15 protein-coding genes are annotated in these 16,529 nt (G+C 55.6%); 11 read left to right on the top strand and 4 right to left on the bottom strand.

What is annotated here, in order from left to right; translation table 11 throughout:
• Nucleotide 1 precedes the first annotated feature (1 nt).
• The 4 genes from QQJ86_RS10640 to QQJ86_RS10625 all read left to right on the top strand — a co-directional run bounded on the left by QQJ86_RS10640 (nt 2) and on the right by QQJ86_RS10625 (nt 4,280).
• Nucleotides 2–721 carry a WbqC family protein gene (locus QQJ86_RS10640; RefSeq protein ID WP_284320913.1) on the top strand — a complete coding sequence of 240 codons (720 nt, stop codon included), beginning with the start codon at nt 2–4 and terminating at the stop codon, nt 719–721.
• 252 nt (nt 722–973) lie between these two features.
• Nucleotides 974–2,062 (top strand): glycosyltransferase, encoded by a 1,089-nt coding sequence (locus QQJ86_RS10635; RefSeq protein WP_284320912.1) that lies wholly within the window; start codon nt 974–976, stop codon nt 2,060–2,062.
• Nucleotides 2,063–2,070: 8 nt separating this feature from the next.
• A complete protein-coding gene (gene glf, locus QQJ86_RS10630; RefSeq protein WP_284320911.1) occupies nt 2,071–3,162 on the top strand; it encodes a UDP-galactopyranose mutase in 1,092 nt (363 codons plus the stop codon).
• A gap of 38 nt (nt 3,163–3,200) precedes the next feature.
• Complete coding sequence (locus tag QQJ86_RS10625; protein ID WP_284320910.1) at nt 3,201–4,280, top strand: glycosyltransferase family 4 protein; 1,080 nt, start codon at nt 3,201–3,203, stop codon at nt 4,278–4,280.
• Here the strand turns inward: QQJ86_RS10625 and QQJ86_RS10620 are convergent.
• The 4 genes from QQJ86_RS10620 to QQJ86_RS10605 are packed head-to-tail and all read right to left on the bottom strand — an operon-like array spanning nt 4,277 to nt 8,071.
• Nucleotides 4,277–4,966: a class I SAM-dependent methyltransferase gene (locus QQJ86_RS10620; RefSeq protein WP_284320909.1), complete on the bottom strand. Its 690-nt coding sequence runs from the start codon at nt 4,964–4,966 to the stop codon at nt 4,277–4,279. The genes QQJ86_RS10625 and QQJ86_RS10620 overlap by 4 nt on opposite strands.
• Nucleotides 4,967–5,023: 57 nt before the next feature.
• Nucleotides 5,024–6,001 (bottom strand): UDP-glucose 4-epimerase GalE, encoded by a 978-nt coding sequence (gene galE / locus QQJ86_RS10615; protein WP_284320908.1) that lies wholly within the window; start codon nt 5,999–6,001, stop codon nt 5,024–5,026.
• Nucleotides 5,998–7,224 (bottom strand): glycosyltransferase, encoded by a 1,227-nt coding sequence (locus tag QQJ86_RS10610; RefSeq protein WP_284320907.1) that lies wholly within the window; start codon nt 7,222–7,224, stop codon nt 5,998–6,000. The genes galE and QQJ86_RS10610 overlap by 4 nt, the downstream gene beginning before the upstream one ends.
• Nucleotides 7,217–8,071: a glycosyltransferase family 2 protein gene (locus tag QQJ86_RS10605; RefSeq protein WP_284320906.1), complete on the bottom strand. Its 855-nt coding sequence runs from the start codon at nt 8,069–8,071 to the stop codon at nt 7,217–7,219. The genes QQJ86_RS10610 and QQJ86_RS10605 overlap by 8 nt, the downstream gene beginning before the upstream one ends.
• A 243-nt stretch (nt 8,072–8,314) precedes the next feature.
• Between QQJ86_RS10605 and pilB the strand changes: the two genes are divergently transcribed.
• The 7 genes from pilB (at nt 8,315) to QQJ86_RS10570 (ending at nt 16,268) form a co-directional block, all read left to right on the top strand.
• Entirely contained in the window at nt 8,315–10,042 is a 1,728-nt protein-coding gene (pilB, locus tag QQJ86_RS10600) for a type IV-A pilus assembly ATPase PilB (protein ID WP_284320905.1), read from the top strand.
• Between the two features lie 140 nt (nt 10,043–10,182).
• The gene (locus QQJ86_RS10595) at nt 10,183–11,451 is read left to right on the top strand and encodes a type II secretion system F family protein (RefSeq protein WP_284320904.1); all 1,269 of its coding nucleotides are present in this window, start codon (nt 10,183–10,185) and stop codon (nt 11,449–11,451) included.
• Nucleotides 11,452–11,529: 78 nt separating this feature from the next.
• A complete protein-coding gene (locus QQJ86_RS10590) occupies nt 11,530–12,387 on the top strand; it encodes a prepilin peptidase (RefSeq protein ID WP_284320903.1) in 858 nt (285 codons plus the stop codon).
• A 7-nt stretch (nt 12,388–12,394) separates the two neighbouring features.
• Nucleotides 12,395–13,003, top strand: a complete 609-nt coding sequence (gene coaE / locus QQJ86_RS10585; RefSeq protein ID WP_284320902.1) for a dephospho-CoA kinase — start codon at nt 12,395–12,397, stop codon at nt 13,001–13,003.
• Nucleotides 13,004–13,085: 82 nt separating this feature from the next.
• Nucleotides 13,086–14,846, top strand: a complete 1,761-nt coding sequence (locus tag QQJ86_RS10580) for a glutamine--tRNA ligase/YqeY domain fusion protein (protein WP_284320901.1) — start codon at nt 13,086–13,088, stop codon at nt 14,844–14,846.
• 166 nt (nt 14,847–15,012) lie between these two features.
• Nucleotides 15,013–15,570: a nucleoside deaminase gene (locus QQJ86_RS10575; protein ID WP_284321009.1), complete on the top strand. Its 558-nt coding sequence runs from the start codon at nt 15,013–15,015 to the stop codon at nt 15,568–15,570.
• Nucleotides 15,567–16,268 (top strand): TVP38/TMEM64 family protein, encoded by a 702-nt coding sequence (locus tag QQJ86_RS10570; protein ID WP_284320900.1) that lies wholly within the window; start codon nt 15,567–15,569, stop codon nt 16,266–16,268. The genes QQJ86_RS10575 and QQJ86_RS10570 overlap by 4 nt, the downstream gene beginning before the upstream one ends.
• The last annotated feature ends 261 nt before the right edge of the window (nt 16,269–16,529 follow it).

Below are 16,529 nucleotides of genomic sequence, written 5' to 3'. Positions count from 1 at the left end.
TGTGCGCCTCGGCATCATGCAGCCATATTTCTTTCCTTACCTAGCGCATTTTGCATTAATTGCGCATACTGATGCTTGGGTAGTTTTCGATATAACGCAATATACGCCCAAGACGTGGATGAATAGAAATCGAATATTGCATCCGGCTACAGGCTGGAACTATGTCACAGTGCCGCTTTCAAACTCATCAACCAGCATAAAGACCCACGAAGCCAGAATTCTAGATATAGCAGCAAGTCATAAAAGCATTATTGGCAAGCTCAGCCACTATCGGCACAAAGCACCCTATTTCGACAATGTAAAAGAAATCGTAAATGATGTCTTCACCTCAATGAAGAACGATTTGCTGACAAGCCTCAACGTGCAAGCGTTAAAAACTGTATGTGCGTACTTAAACATTCCTTTTCGCGTACAGATCAGTTCCGAAATGAAGTTGCAGCTTCCCGCGAACCTCGAACCTGGCGAATGGGCACTTGAAATATCTCACCAATTAGGTGCGAGTAGCTATATTAACCCCATTAGTGGAAGACAACTATTCAATCCTCAACGCTTCAAAGAACGCGATATTTCACTATATTTTATGCAATTCGACAATTTCGCGTACGATACCCAACCATACCTGTATGAGAGCAACCTTTCAGTACTCGATGTCTTGATGTGGAATCATCCAAATGACGTTCGCGGCATTTTGATCGCAAACTCGCATTTAGTCGCTGCATGAGGTTTTTTTATTGCGTCGCAACATTTTCATTCATGGAATTTGATGACTATGGATCTCATAGACAAGCCTGCAAATAGACGCACACCCTCATCTTTAGGGCATCTGCCGCCAGAAAAAGATGCACGCTTTATCTCGGATACGAGCGCCGTCTTTTTCTAAATTGGTAGGCCGTTTTAGATTTAAATGCTACTGAACTTTTTTGCCTCACTCCGAATGAACTGGGTTAGATACCCGGGAAGTCATCATCCTGACATGACCGATCAAACAGAGACCATTGAAATTTCGGACTGGAGCAAGCTACCGACGAATCCGTTAGTGAGCGTTTACATGCTTGCGTATCGGCACGAAAAGTTCATCGCCCAAGCTATCGAGAGCGTCATCGCACAACAGTGCGACTTTCCTATCGAATTGATCGTCGGCGAGGATTGCTCACCAGATCGAACCCGTGAGATCGTACTGAATTACCAGCGCCGCCACCCCCATCTCGTTCGCATACTGACGGCAAAAGAAAACGTTGGATCACGTGCCAACTCGCATCGATGTTGGTCGGCAACGCGCGGAAAGTACGTGGCAATTTGCGAAGGTGATGACTATTGGTGCGACCCGACAAAGTTAGCTCGCCAAATGGAGGTATTTCGTATCTACCCAGAGTGCTCGCTGGTCTTTCATGCCGCGGCCTATGTAGATAGCCAAAGCGGTCGTCAGACTAGGACGAGCAGACAGTCTCTCTTCTCACGAATGCTTAGTACGAATGAAGTCATTCTTGGCGATGGAGGACTCATACCAACTGCCTCGATACTCGTACGCCGCGAAATTGCCCTCAACCCACCCTTTTGGTATCACCGGGCTCCCGTAGGAGACTACCCACTCGCATTGCACGCTGCATTGCGCGGAAAGATTGCTTACCTCGATAGAATCATGTCTGTCTACAACATCAACGTACCGCATTCCTGGACACAGCGGTACGTACCCGACGTCGGTTCACGTATGCTGTACGCGCGTCAAATCGAAGAGATGTTTGCCGGATTTTCAGCGGAAAGTGAGCATCGTTTCGATAAGGCCACTCGCGAAATGATAAGCAAATACTATTCCGACCCATTGGTGCGCCTTCCTTGCCCGATTGAAGAAAGACGTCGTTTTCATCTCGACATCGCCGACAAATTGCAAGGATCGGATCGCCTGCTGGCCTGGCTCGCCGCGAAATATGACTTGAAGTTGCCCTTGCTCAAGGACGTGGCGCGCAAATCGCGGTCACTTAGACGACTAATCATGTCGCATGCCCTTTGCGAACGTATTACGGTTCGCCACAAACCCATCGTCCACCATGCTCGCGATCATTAAAAAGCGATATGCACTCTGATCTGCTCATCGTTGGCGCCGGCTACGCCGGCAGCGTCACGGCACGTGAACTGGCAGATGCCGGTCACCGAGTGCATATCATCGACAAGCGTCCGCATATTGCCGGCAACGCCTACGATGAACTGGACGAACATGGCGTACTGATACATCGCTACGGTCCGCACATCTTTCATTCTAATGGTGAACGAATTTTTGAATATCTCTCACGCTTTACTAAGTGGCGCTCTTATGAACACCGCGTACGAGGCGTAGTTGGCGGTGCGTCCTATCCGTTCCCTATAAATCGGGACACATTGAACAAGTTATACGGATTGGATCTTGATGACGCTGGCGCCGAAGCCTACTTTGAACGTGTCAGAGAGCCACGCGAGCCCGTTTTGACGAGCGAAGACGTGGTCCTCAACACCGTTGGCCGCGATCTCTACGAAAAATTCTTCCTTAACTACACACGCAAGCAATGGGGACTAGAGCCTTCCGAACTAAAAGCAGGTGTTGCTGCTCGCATTCCAGTGCGAGTCAATACCGATGACCGTTACTTCACTGACAGATTCCAAGCCATGCCTCTACATGGCTATACGAAGATGTTCGAAGCCATGCTAGATCATCCGAACATTTCGGTGGAATTAGAGATTGACTTTGCCGAACTGCGCAATATCGACCGGTATCAGCACATTGTCTACACCGGCCCCATCGACACCTATTTCAATTATTGCTACGGTCACTTGCCTTATCGCTCCTTGCGCTTTGAGCATGAGCACCTGCCGAACGTACAGCAATATCAAGAGACCGGGACAGTCAATTATCCAAATGATCATGCCTACACACGCATAACCGAGTTCAAACATCTTACCGGTCAGACGCACTCAGGCACATCTATTGTGCGTGAATATCCGCAAGCCGAAGGCGACCCCTACTACCCCATTCCACGCACGGAGAATGAGTCGCTCTTCAAACGTTATGAGGAATTGGCCAGCAAAGAAACACGCGTCACCTTTGTCGGCCGCCTTGCGCAGTATCGCTACTACAACATGGACCAAGTAGTAGGTGCCGCCTTGACTGCGGCCAAGCAACTTATCGGCTGATAACCATGCGCATAGCTTTTTTGTGCAAGCGACGGTATATGAACAAGGATGTCATCCTTGATCGCTACGCACGTCTATATGAGATTCCGTTCCAGCTTGCAAAGCTGGGACACACAGTTGGCGGGTTCTGCCTCAGCTATCAGAGACATGATCGCATCAAGGAATCACACGACGCCCTCCCCGGGCGACTGCACTGGGAGTCACGTTCGTTAGGGAGGCTTTTACTGCCGAACCTTCTCAGCTATCCGCACACTCTGCTTCACCACCTAAGGGATTTCGCCCCGGATCTGTTGATCGGTGCATCGGACATTCCACACGTGGTGCTGTCTGCGTGGCTGTCCCGGCAACTCAAAGTGCCTTATGTCGTAGATTTGTACGACAACTTTGAAGGATTCGGTCAGGCCCGCATGCCGGGAATGGTACCCGCCTTACGCAAAGCAGTACGTAACGCTTCGCTCGTGACCACTACAAGCGCTCCGCTCAAGGAATTTGTGGCAACGGTCTATCATGCACGAGGCCAGATTATTTCAATGCCAAGCACAGTGGACAAGTCCATATTCCGACCTATGGACCGTATGGCATGCCGAATGTCGCTCGGACTTCCGGCCAATGCGCCTCTTATAGGGACCGCAGGCGGCTTGTATCGTGATAAAGGTGTGGAAACGCTCTACGAAGCGTGGAAGATAATCAAAGAGCGGCGCAGTGATGTGCGTTTGGTGCTCGCTGGTCCTGTGGATACGAACCTGGCGCTCCCCTTAGACGACCGCGTTCACTACCTTGGTTCGCTTCCGCACACACGCACCGCCGAATTATTTAATGCATTGGACGTCGGCGCGATCTGCATCCGCGACACCCCATTTGGTCGTTACTGCTTTCCGCAGAAGGCTTATGAAATGTTCGCCTGCGGATTACCCGTTGCAGCTGCCTGCGTTGGTGTCATGCCAGATCTGTTGGCACAGACTCCCTCATGCCTATATCAGGTAGACAGTCCGGAAAGCTTGGCAAACGTATTATTTGCTCAACTCGAAAGCCCCGTTACAGCCGTCGTAGCCGTTGATGACTGGAAAAAACTAATAGGTTCGGTGGAACCGAAACTTGTCGAACTTGTCCGCCATTAACCGCTGCACTTAATACCGCTTGCCACGTAGCCATCGCCAAGATCGTACTGATAGAACCATCGTTGCACAAAGCAAAATGGCACAAACAGATCGCCGCTAATGAGCGAAAGCGCTTTATTGATGATGGCTGGCTTAGTTTGCGCGCTACGAACGCTCCGCTGCTCAGGTGTCATATCATCGTAGCTTTGATCATTCTTGATGAGGCGATTAGACAATCTTCGAGTAAATTCGGTAACCGGGAACCCATAGTTCACAATATGAATGTCTGCCACTCCGGCGCTCATTAAAAGTGTCCGTAACTCCCCCTTTTCATACCGTCTTACATGCCCCACGAGTTCGTCAGACCTGCCAAATTTTCGCTGATGCGCCGGCACTGAAATCAGAACTCGGCCTCCTGGCTTCAAATAACGTATCCATTCACGCATAACTTCTCTATCTTTCTCAATATGCTCAAGCACCTCAAACGCGAACAGGTAGTCAAACGACTCATCAGCTAATTCTGATAACCGATCGACCACGACCATACGCTCTTGAGCAAACGACAAATTTTCCCTCATCATTTGGCGGCTATCCCGCCCAAGATCATGGCTAGCACCAAAAAAACCCCGCTCAAGAAAAATCCGGGTCATATGTCCCGTGCCAGCCCCCATTTCTATAAAACGACCTGGTGACCAAGTGCTACTCATGTCATGGACACAACTTTCTCGAAGAATGAGCTTAGGCTGTTTCGCCATTGGCTGACCTCAATAGTGGGGCGCTCGGTGCCAACGCCAAGCAGTTTCGATTATGGATCGCACATCTTCAAACTCCGGCCGCCAATCGAGCACCTCGATAGCGCGCCTAATATCTGCCACTAGTGCAGGTGGATCACCAGCGCGACGCGGTGCTCGCACAAATTCAATGGGCTGCCCTGTAATTTCACGCGCTGCGGCAATCACTTCCATCACGGTATGACCCTTTCCACTCCCGAGATTGAAACAGTGAGTCCCTTCGTTGCTTTCCAGAAAGCGCATTGCTTGGAAGTGCGCTTGAGCCAAATCGGTAACATGCACATAGTCCCTTATGCATGTCCCATCGCGGGTGACGTAGTCGTTTCCGAAGACTTTCAATGGCTCACCAATTCCCTGCGCTACACGCAGGACATTTGGAATTAGATGCGTTTCGGGCAAGTGTGATTCACCGATATCTCCTTCGGAATCAGCACCAGCAGCGTTGAAGTAGCGCAGAATCACTGATCGAAGTCCGTAGGCGCGCGATGCATCTTCGAGCACACGCTCGACCATCAGTTTACTCGCGCCATAAGGATTGATTGGATTTGTTGGGTGCGATTCGCTCAACAGTCCCTCGTTGACAGGAACCCCATAAACAGCGGCTGTAGACGAAAAAACAAGCTTATTGACGTCGGCGGCGCGCATAGCCTCCAGTAGAGTCACAGTGCCTGTTACATTATTTTGGTAATACGTGTAAGGGTCTCTTACGGACTCACCTACTTGCGACAATGCACAAAAGTGCATGACTACGTCGATATGCTGGGAGACAAACAAACGATCCAACGCTTCACGGTCAAGAATATTGCCTTCAACAAATCTACCCCAGCGCACCGCGGCTCGATGACCCGTGGACAGATTGTCGAATACAGTAGTTTCGTAACCTCGAAGCGCCAACATTTTGAGCATGTGCGTACCTATATATCCCGCACCGCCACAAATCAGGACGTTCACGATAGATCCCTTGCCGTACTTAGAAGACATTGCTGGATGACACGAGCATACCCGTCGGCTATGACATCCCAGTCAATACTGCCCGCCGCGATATTACGAATCCGATATGCGCGCTCCTGAGCCTGTTTCGGATTCTCCAGCGCTGCAAGAATTGCTTCCGCAAAAGCATGTGTATCGGCAGGATCTACACATATCTCTGGTGCTGCGTCGCCCAATAAGTCCTGGATACCCGGAACATTCCCGACGACCACTGGGCAGCCGCAACCAATCGCTTCCATAAGAACGACCGGCAGTCCCTCTTGATTGCCCGATGAGTCGCGGACAAATGGTGCAACAAACACGGTGGCGCGGCGATAAAGCTCCGGCAAGCCTTCTTGTGACATAGCTCCACGAAAACTAACCTGACTTTCAATGCCTAAAGAGCGTACGAGCGAGCGCAAGGATGCCTCTTCAGGACCAAAGCCCGCGATGGTCAAAACAGTAGATGGCCGCTGACGCAGTACCGCGGGCATAGCCTTTAAAAGTGCGGGCAAGCCTTTTTTTGCCACTAATCGCCCTACAAACAACAGTTCGTTTTCAACCCGCTCGACGCTTGAATCAATGGAAAACCGGTTGCGCAAATCGACACCCATGGGCAGCACTGCCAGGCTCGGAGGTTGCAAACCAATCTTCGTGACTTCAGCTTGCATGGCTGTGCTAACCACAGTCATAGAGGAAGAGGCTTTCGCAACTTTTTGCTTCAAGCTTCCAAGCAACGCACCACGCAAGCCGTACAGGTCCCCCCCATGGGAGGTCACGATGTAAGGTACGGCAGCCACTTTCTTCAGTCGTCGCGCAATGAGGCCTTGTGGAATCAGCCAGTGCGCATGGATAAGATCAATTTTGCGCGTTCGAACAAGTCGCCTGGCGGCCAGGTATTGACATAGGACAAACCCCGGAACCAGCAACCATTTCCAGGGATGATGACGCAAATTGCCTACGATACCTCCATGATTGACCAGCGTCTGCAACCAACGCGGGGCATATCGAAAGCGTACTACTTCTACGCAGTCCATCTTTCCACTCGGATCAGCATCAGGAGCATCTGGGACCAACGCGACAACAGCGAAGTGATCTGCCAGGCGGCGGCATAGCTCATGTACAAAGCCGGGCTCTGGATCGCCGCGCCACCGTGGATAAGTTGATGCGAGTACGAGCAGGGTGAGGCGATTTACTTCAGTCATGACGTCGGTATGTCAACGACGTGATTTGCTCCGAAACCAAACCTATCAGGAAAATGATCACTGCCGCACTCCACATGAGAGTGCTCATGTTGGTAAGCCTTCCCTCTCGGATAAAGGTCCACGTGTAATTGGCGCAACCCAACAGGAAAAAGACCCCGCTGGCCGGCACAAACAGCTTCAAAGGTGAGTAAAGCGTGGCGATCTTAAAAATGATCAATAGGAACCGTAGCCCATCTCTCAGCGGCTTGATATGACTTTTGCCGACACGTTGAGCGGCCTTGATAGGTACGTAGGCCACTGGATAAGCACTTCGAAAAAATGCCATGGTGCTGGTGGTGGGATATGAGAATCCATTTGGCAACAAATAGAGGAACTCACGAAACCTATCTGCACGTACGGCGCGAAAACCAGACGTGAGATCAGCAATGTCATGCCCAGTCATCCGCGTAGCCAGCCAGTTGTAGAACGTGTTGGCAACGCCGCGCCCGACTCCGGCCTGACTTCCCCAATCACGGGCTCCTACTGCCATGTCGTATCCCTGTTCTAACTTTTCTAGGAGCCTCGCCACATCCGCCGGGTGATGCTGCCCGTCCGCATCCATGAAGACCAGTACATCACCCTTGGCAGCTCTCGCACCGCGTTTTATGGCGGCACCATTTCCCATGGAATAAGGTGAACTGAGGCATCGCACCCCATGCTTTTCGCAAATAGCCCGGGTATCGTCGATTGACCCATCGTCCACCACGATAATCTGCGCAGACGGCTGCTCCGCACAAAGACGCGGCAACAATTCAGCGAGTGCGGCTGCCTCGTTCTTGGCAGGAAGGATGATGCTGAGCATGTTCAAACAGTTGGCTTCCCCAGAGATCGCCTAATCATAGCGTGGCCTATTAAATAGCGTTGCCAAGTTGTTCCCACACCGAACATTTTCGTAGCTCAGAATATCTGAGTCCCTGCCAACTACCTAAGACGTCTTATCTGCCGAGGAAAAGGGCCGTGTCCCTCCTGCAAAACCGGTGACAGTCGATAGCCTGCCGCCTCAATGTGCGCTAAATTCGAGTCCAATCAGGGGACTTAAGCAGGTTTTATCATGTCATCGCAGCCGCAGCCCACCGCACTTGGCTTATCAGGACTGGCCCGTCGACTCGTTTCCGAGGGTTTGCTGCCTGAAGCCGACGTTCGCAAAGCTGTCACCGAGTCGAGTCAGCAGAAGAAGACCTTGACCGGCTGGCTGTTGGACCAGAATTTGGTCGACAACAACCGTTTGACGCAGATTGCCTCGGCAGAGTTCGGCATGCCGATCTTCGATGTCTCGGCACTTGCGGCGGCAAGTATGCCTACAAGCTTGATCAGTCAGGAGCTGATGACCAAGCATCAGGCCCTGCCCCTTATGAAGCGTGGCAAACGCCTCTTCGTGGGCATTGCCGACCCCATGCAGCTTCACGCGCTGGACGAAATCAAATTCCACTCCAATTGCATGGTGGAGCCCGTCTTGGTCGAGCGGGCTCAGCTGAGCCGCGCCATTGATACAGCCGTCAGCACGCTTAACAACGTGACGCCCGATTTGGGCGGAGGCGACCTAGAAGACCTGGCACTGGAGTCAGTAGACGAAGACGGAGAGACCAGCAGCGGCGGTATCGACGCCACTGGCGGTGATGACGCCCCCGTGGTGAAGTTCGTCAATAAGATCCTGGTGGACGCCATTCGTCGCGGCGCGTCGGATATCCACTTCGAACCCTATGAAAACCAATACCGCGTACGTCTGCGTATGGACGGTATGCTGCGCGCTGTGGCCAGCCCGCCACAGAAACTGGCGAACCGCATCTCCTCACGTCTGAAGGTGATGGCGGGCCTGGATATCGCCGAACGTCGCGTGCCGCAGGACGGCCGCATCAAGCTCAACCTGTCCAAGAGCCATGCGATGGACTTCCGCGTGAGCACACTGCCGACCCTGTTCGGCGAAAAGATCGTGCTGCGTATCCTGGACAGCTCTTCGGCCAAGTTGGGTATCGATAAGCTCGGTTACGAAGACCTGCAAAAGAAGCTCTACCTGGACGCCATCCACAAGCCCTATGGCATGGTGCTGGTGACCGGCCCAACCGGTTCGGGTAAGACGGTCTCGCTGTACACGGCGCTGAACATCCTCAACACGGCGGAACGCAACATTTCCACGGTAGAAGACCCGGTGGAAATCCGTGTGGAGGGCATCAACCAAGTACAGCAGAACACCAAGCGCGGCATGACCTTCGCGGCGGCGCTGCGCTCCTTCCTGCGTCAGGACCCAGACGTGATCATGGTGGGCGAAATCCGCGACCTGGAGACAGCGGAAATTGCCATCAAGGCCGCCCAGACCGGTCACATGGTACTTTCCACCCTGCATACGAACGACGCACCGCAGACCATCTCCCGTCTAATGAACATGGGCATCCCGCCCTACAGCATCACCTCGTCAGTCACTCTAGTCATCGCCCAGCGCCTGGCACGACGCCTGCATAGCTGTAAGAAGAAGATTGAGCTTCCCCCGCAGGCTTTGCTTGCTGCAGGCTTTACGCAGAAGGACCTCGATGAGGGCATGGAACTTTACGACGCCGTGGGCTGCCCGGATTGCAACGAGGGTTACAAAGGGCGCGTGGGTATCTATCAGGTAATGCCCATGGTCGAGGAGATCCAGAAGATTGTGCTGGAGGGCGGCAACGCTCTGCAGATCGCCGAAGCGGCGCAGAGGATTGGCATCAACGATCTGCGCAAATCGGCTTTGATGAAGGCCAAGGCTGGGGTGACCAGCCTTGCGGAAATCGATCGCGTGACCAAGGATTAACGTTAGATCGCGACCGTCTTCATACCAGACTTGCGCGGGCGGCCACGAAATGGGTCGCAAAACTACCGTAAGCTGGTGATTATGTTGCCCGCTGTGCCGATATCCGGCGCTGGGTTCGGTTTATTGGGGGATTAAACGCCATGGCTACGGTTACCGCCGCTACCAAAAACACCCGACAGCAGGCTACCGCGCGCGCGCAAATTACGCAGATGCCCACTTATGAATGGGTGGCATTGGACAAGCGCGGCAAGCGCATGACGGGCTCGATGCCGGCGAAGAATGTCTCGCTGGTAAAAGCCGAACTGCGTCGACAGGGGATGAACCCGCAGACGGTGAAGGAGCGCGCCAAGCCGCTTTTCGGCGGTAGTGGCAGCGCGGTCAAACCTCGCGATGTCGCTATCTTCAGCCGCCAGATCGCCACCATGATGGCCTCCGGCGTGCCAATGGTGCAGTCCTTCGACATCATCGCGGACGGCCAGAAGAATCCTCGTTTCAAGAACATGCTGGTCGAGGTAAAACAGAGCATTGAGGGCGGCTCGACGCTTCATGAAGCACTGGGCCAGTACCCGGTGCAGTTTGACGAGCTTTACCGCAACCTGGTGCGTGCCGGCGAATCGGCTGGTGTGCTCGATACGATTCTCGACACCGTTGCCACCTACAAGGAAAAAACCGAAGCCATCAAGGGCAAGATCAAGAAGGCGCTGTTCTATCCCATCATGGTGATGGTGGTCGCCGTGGCGGTGATCATGATTATGTTGCTGTTCGTGGTTCCGGTTTTTGCCAAGACCTTCAAGGACGCAGGCGCGGAGTTGCCAGCGCCCACTCAGCTTCTTGTGACGATGTCGGCATTCATGCAGGACTATTGGTACATCGTGCTCGGAGGCCTTATCGGTGGCATCGTGGGCCTGATCATGGCCAAGAAGCGCTCGGTGAAATTCGCCCATTTCCTTGATCGCGTATCGCTCAAGCTTCCAGTTATGGGCAACATTCTTCGCCAGTCGGCTATTGCGCGATTCTCCCGTACGCTGGGCGTCACATTCCGTGCTGGCGTCCCCCTCGTAGAGGCTATGGACGCAGTGGCAGGTGCTACGGGCAGCGTTGTCTACTCCGACGCCGTACACCAGATGCGCGACGATATCGCGGTGGGTCACCAACTGCAGCTAGCTATGAGGCAGACCGGCCTGTTCCCCAACATGGTCGTGCAAATGGTAGCTATCGGTGAAGAGTCGGGCGCATTGGATAGCATGCTGTTCAAATGCGCTGAATTCTACGAAGAGGAAGTCAGCAATGCGGTCGACTCCCTTGCCTCCTTGCTCGAACCACTGATGATGGTGATTCTAGGTACGGTGGTGGGCGGTATCGTTATTGCGCTCTATCTCCCCATCTTCAAACTCGCCGGCACGTTCTAATCCCTGCCTAAACCACGCGCCACATCGTTGCCGCCCAGCGGCGATAATGTGGCGCGTTTTCATACCTACGGTTCGTGCATGCCTGATTTGCCGCTTACAGTCTGGATCGTTGTCGCAGGCGTGCTGGGCCTGATTGTTGGCAGCTTTCTCAATGTCGTGATCTTGCGTTTACCGGCCCGGCTGGATGCGTTCTGGAGGCAGGAAGCGCATGCGGTGCTGGGTCTTGAGCTTCCCGAAGAAGCGCTACCGCCAGGCATCGTGCGCGAAGGCTCGCATTGCCCACATTGCAAACACCCTTTGGCAGCCCGCGACAACATCCCGCTGTTCGGCTGGCTCCTGCTACGCGGTCGCTGCCGCTACTGTCAAGCACCCATCTCCATCCAATACCCGCTGATCGAGCTGCTGACTGGCATCCTCAGCGCCATCATCATCTGGAAATTCGGCCCAACCTGGGCTGGTCTCGCGGGACTGTTCTTCACCTGGGCGCTGGTTTCGCTGTCGGGCATCGATTTCCGCACGCAATTGCTGCCGGACCAGATTACGTTGCCACTACTGTGGGCCGGCCTGCTGCTGAGCCTGGTCCATCTTTTCGTCCAGCCACCCGCTTCGATTCTGGGCGCCACCATCGGCTACCTCAGCCTATGGAGTGTGTATTGGCTGTTCAAGCTGCTCACCGGCAAGGAAGGCATGGGCTTCGGCGATTTCAAATTGCTCGCTGCACTGGGCGCTTGGATGGGGCCTATGTCGCTGCTGCCGGTGATCCTGCTTTCTTCACTGATCGGCGCGCTGGTAGGCGGCGCATTGATCGCCCTGCGCAAACACGGGCGCGAAGTGCCGATGCCGTTCGGGCCATTCCTCGCCATGGCGGGGTGGGTGTGGTTTGTCGCGGGTGATCAGCTTGCGCATGCCTACATGAGTTTGACTGGACTGCGATGAGCAAGCCATGCCCTTCACGGTAGCCCTCACCGGCGGCATCGCTTCCGGCAAAAGTGCAGCGGAGCAGCGCTTCCGGGCGCTGGGTGTGCACGTGTACGACGCAGATCAGGCGTCTCGCGCCGTTGTGGAACCAGGCAGCGATGGTCTCGCGGCCATCGTCGACGCGTTCGGCAGCGAGGTGCTCGATGTGCATGGTCGCCTGGACCGCCCGCGCATGCGCGAACGCGTGTTCAGCGATCCCACCGCGCGCAAAACCTTGGAGGCCATCGTGCACCCACGCGTGCGGCAGTGGATGCTGGAGCGAGTGCAGGTCGATGAAGCCCCGTACGTGATGCTGGCCATTCCCTTGCTGGCGGAAAACATCGGCCACTATCGCTGGGTGGACCGGATCCTGGTGGTGGACGTACCGGAAGCCACCCAACTGGACCGCCTGATGCGGCGTGACGGCATGGATGAAGACTTAGGCCTACGCATTCTCGCCACTCAGGCCTCCCGCACTGAGCGTCTCGGCCTGGCGGACGATGTCATCGATAACAGCGGGCCGGAGTCGGCCTTGGAACCTCAAGTTGACGCACTCCATCAGGCTTATCTGACGCTGGCTGCCGCCCGCCATTGAATGCGGCCTTGGCCGTCGTTACCTAAGTCGTTCAACCGGTTAAACTTGGAGATTCCCACTCCTTGTGCGAACTTTTGATCCGATGTCCACTTCGTCCGCTGCCGCTACGCCCGCTGTAACCCCCGAGACCGACGCGCCGCGCGATTTCATCCGTCAGATCATTCGCGAGGATTTGGGCACCGGCAAGCACGCCGCCATCCGCACCCGCTTTCCACCCGAACCCAACGGCTACCTGCACATCGGCCATGCCAAGGCGATCTGTCTGGATTTCGGTATCGCCCGCGAGTTCGCCGGCTGGTGCAATCTGCGCCTGGACGACACCAACCCTGGCAAGGAAGACCCCGAGTTCGTCGAAGGCATCAAGGATGACGTGCGCTGGCTGGGGTACGAGTGGCATGACCTGCGCCACGCCTCCGATTACTTCGAGGTGCTTTATCGCGCCGCCATCAAGCTGATCCAGGACGGCCACGCCTACGTCGACGACCTCACCGCTGAGGAAATGCGCGAATACCGTGGCACGCTCACCGAGCCAGGCCGTAACTCGCCACACCGCGACCGCAGCGTGGAAGAAAACCTGGACCTGTTCCACCGCATGCGAGCAGGCGAATTCCCGGACGGCAGCAAGACGCTGCGTGCCAAGATCGACATGACTTCCGGCAACATGAACATGCGCGATCCGGCCATCTACCGCATCCGCAAGGTCACTCACCAGAACACAGGCGACGCGTGGCCGATCTACCCCATGTACGACTACGCGCACTGCCTGTCTGACGCACTGGAAGGCATCACGCACTCGCTATGTACGCTGGAATTTGAAGATCACCGTCCGCTTTACGACTGGTTCGTGGACAACGTGGATCTTCCCAGCCATCCGGAGCTGTGGGAGCACATGCGCCAGGCCGGGTTCCGCACGGAGCCGGCCAAGCCGCGCCAAATCGAGTTCTCGCGCTTGAACCTGAGCTACATGATCACCAGCAAGCGCAAGCTGGCCCAGCTGGTGAACGATGGGCTGGTCGACGGCTGGGACGACCCGCGCATGAACACCCTGCGCGGCCTGCGCCGCCGCGGTTTCACGGCAAGCGGCATCCGCCTGCTGATTGAACGCCTGGGCGTGAGCAAACAGAACAGCGTGATCGATTACGCCATTCTCGAGAACTGCGTACGCGAAGACCTGGACGCCACCGCGCCACGCCGCATGGCCGTGATCGATCCGCTCAAGCTGGTCATCACCAACCTGCCAGAAGATCACGAAGAATCGCTGACCTTCTCCAATCACCCCAAGGACGAAAGCTTTGGCACGCGTCACATACCGTTCTCGCGTGAGGTCTGGATCGAACGCGAAGATTTCGCTGAAGTGCCGCCAAAAGGCTTCCATCGCCTGAAGCCCGATGGCGAAGTCCGCCTGCGCGGCGTGGGCATCGTGAAGTGCGTGGAAATCATCAAGGCCGACGACGGCAGCGTGAGCGAAGTGCGCTGCACGCTCGATCCCGAATCGCGCTCCGGCATGCCCGGCGCCGAGCGCAAGGTGAAAGGCACCATCCACTGGGTCAGCGCAAAGCACGGCGTGGCCACGGAAATCCGCCTGTACGACCGCCTGTTCAACGTACCCACGCCGGACGATGAAAGCGACGGCAAAACCTGGATCGAGCACATCAATCCGGAAGCCAAGCGCATCGTGCGCGGCTGGCTGGAACCTGCTGCGGCCCAGGCCACGCCGGAACAGCGCTACCAGTTCGAGCGCCTGGGCTATTTCGTGGCCGATCGTCTGGATCATCGCCCCGAATCCCCTGTGTTCAACCGCGCCGTCACCCTTCGCGACACCTGGGCTAAACAAGCGGGCTAAAAGCCTGTCTATGGTCTCGGCGTGGCCCGCGCCGGGATCTGTTTGCTTGTCGGGCAAGGAGGAACGAAGGCGTGTATGTCGATACACAACTGAGTGAGGACGCAATCCGACGGGCAAACAGACCCGGCGCGAGCCATGCCGAGGCCACAGGCAGGCTCTCCTCATGATGCTGCCGCTGCAGATCCACCTCACCCTGCCGCCATGGATCGAAGAAGTTGCCGACACCAGTCAGCGGTACATCACGGATGAAGAGCGTGTGCGGCTGGCGATCGAGCTGTCGCGGCGCAATATCGAACACGGCCAGGGTGGGCCGTTCGGCGCAGCCGTATTCGACGAACATGGCCGCCTGATCGCCGCGGCAGTCAACCGGGTGATTCCGCAGACCTGTTCCGTAGCCCACGCCGAAATGCTGGCCTACATGGCCGCGCAACAGCGCTTGGCCAGTTATCGCCTCAACGAACAAGGCGGCCACTACACATTGGCCACCAGTGCGCAACCCTGCTGCCAGTGCTACGGCGCCACCTTCTGGGCCGGTGTCGATACGCTGCTGATTGGCGCACGCGGAGAAGACGTCGAAGCACTGACAGAATTCGACGAAGGTCCTCTGCCCTCCGACTGGGTCGGCGAACTGCAGCATCGAGGTATCACCGTGCGACGCGACATCCTGCGCGAAGAAGCACGCGCCGTACTCGCCGCTTATGGCGCCCGCGGAGAAAGCTATTGAACCGCCTGCGCTCCGCGCTGCCGTTGCTGCTGCTGATCGCGGCAGGCATCGTGCTGCTGGCTTCGGGCGTGTTTGACCGCATCCATCCCGAGCAACTGGTTGCGCATCAACATCAACTACGTGAACACCTCGCCGAACATCCCTGGCTGAGCCGCCTTGGTTACATCAGCCTGCTGGTACTGGCGACTTGCACGGGTGTTCCAGTCACCATCTTGCTGATCCTGGCGGCCGGTTTCGCCTTCGGCGTTGTGGAGGGTACCGCGTATTCCTCCATCGGCCTCACGCTTGGCTCGTTGATCCTGTTTCTAGCCAGCCGCTACGCTTTCGGCATCGGCAGCAAACATCCTCCCGCCATCGCGGACAAACTGCACCACGGCTTCGAGCGACATCCTGTGGTCTACACCATGTTCCTGCGGCTGGTACCGGTAGCGCCGTTCGGTTTGGTCACCATGGCGCTGGCCTGGTTTCGATGCCCGTTATGGCTGTTCCTCGGCGCCACGTTTCTTGGCGGCACCGTGATGCTGGTCTTCGAAACCTCGGTGGGCGCAGGTTTGGGTGTAGCCCTCAGCCATGGTCGGCAGCTTGGACCGGAGCTGATTTTCGATCCGAGTGTCGTGCTGCCTTTATGCGCGCTGGCAGCACTCTCGCTGGTGCCGTTGGTAGTGGAACGAGTACGGCAGCACCGTTCGCGGGTATAGCGTCTTCAGCCTTTTGCTTGCATGGAAAACTCGCACGGCGGAAGCCATGCGGGTTTTCGTTCGTGACATAACTGGAACGCGACGTTCGTAAAGACGGGAACGACAAGGAAGCCGGCAGATCGAATGCGTGTTGTTGTTCGCATCCACCGTCACATTAATCAAACTCAGAGCAAGCTCATCAACGGGCTTCGCAGTTGCGGCGAAGGTTGCGATGCAAACCAATAGAGAAAAGAAGTTATGCCGCCGGCAAAGAAAAAAAGG

The sequence above is a fragment of the Dyella acidisoli genome, from assembly GCF_030160295.1.
GTDB classification, from domain to species: Bacteria; Pseudomonadota; Gammaproteobacteria; order Xanthomonadales; family Rhodanobacteraceae; genus Dyella_B; species Dyella_B acidisoli.
The sequence above is the reverse complement of the archived record's forward strand: the minus strand, read 5'-3'. Positions and strand labels throughout refer to the sequence as shown.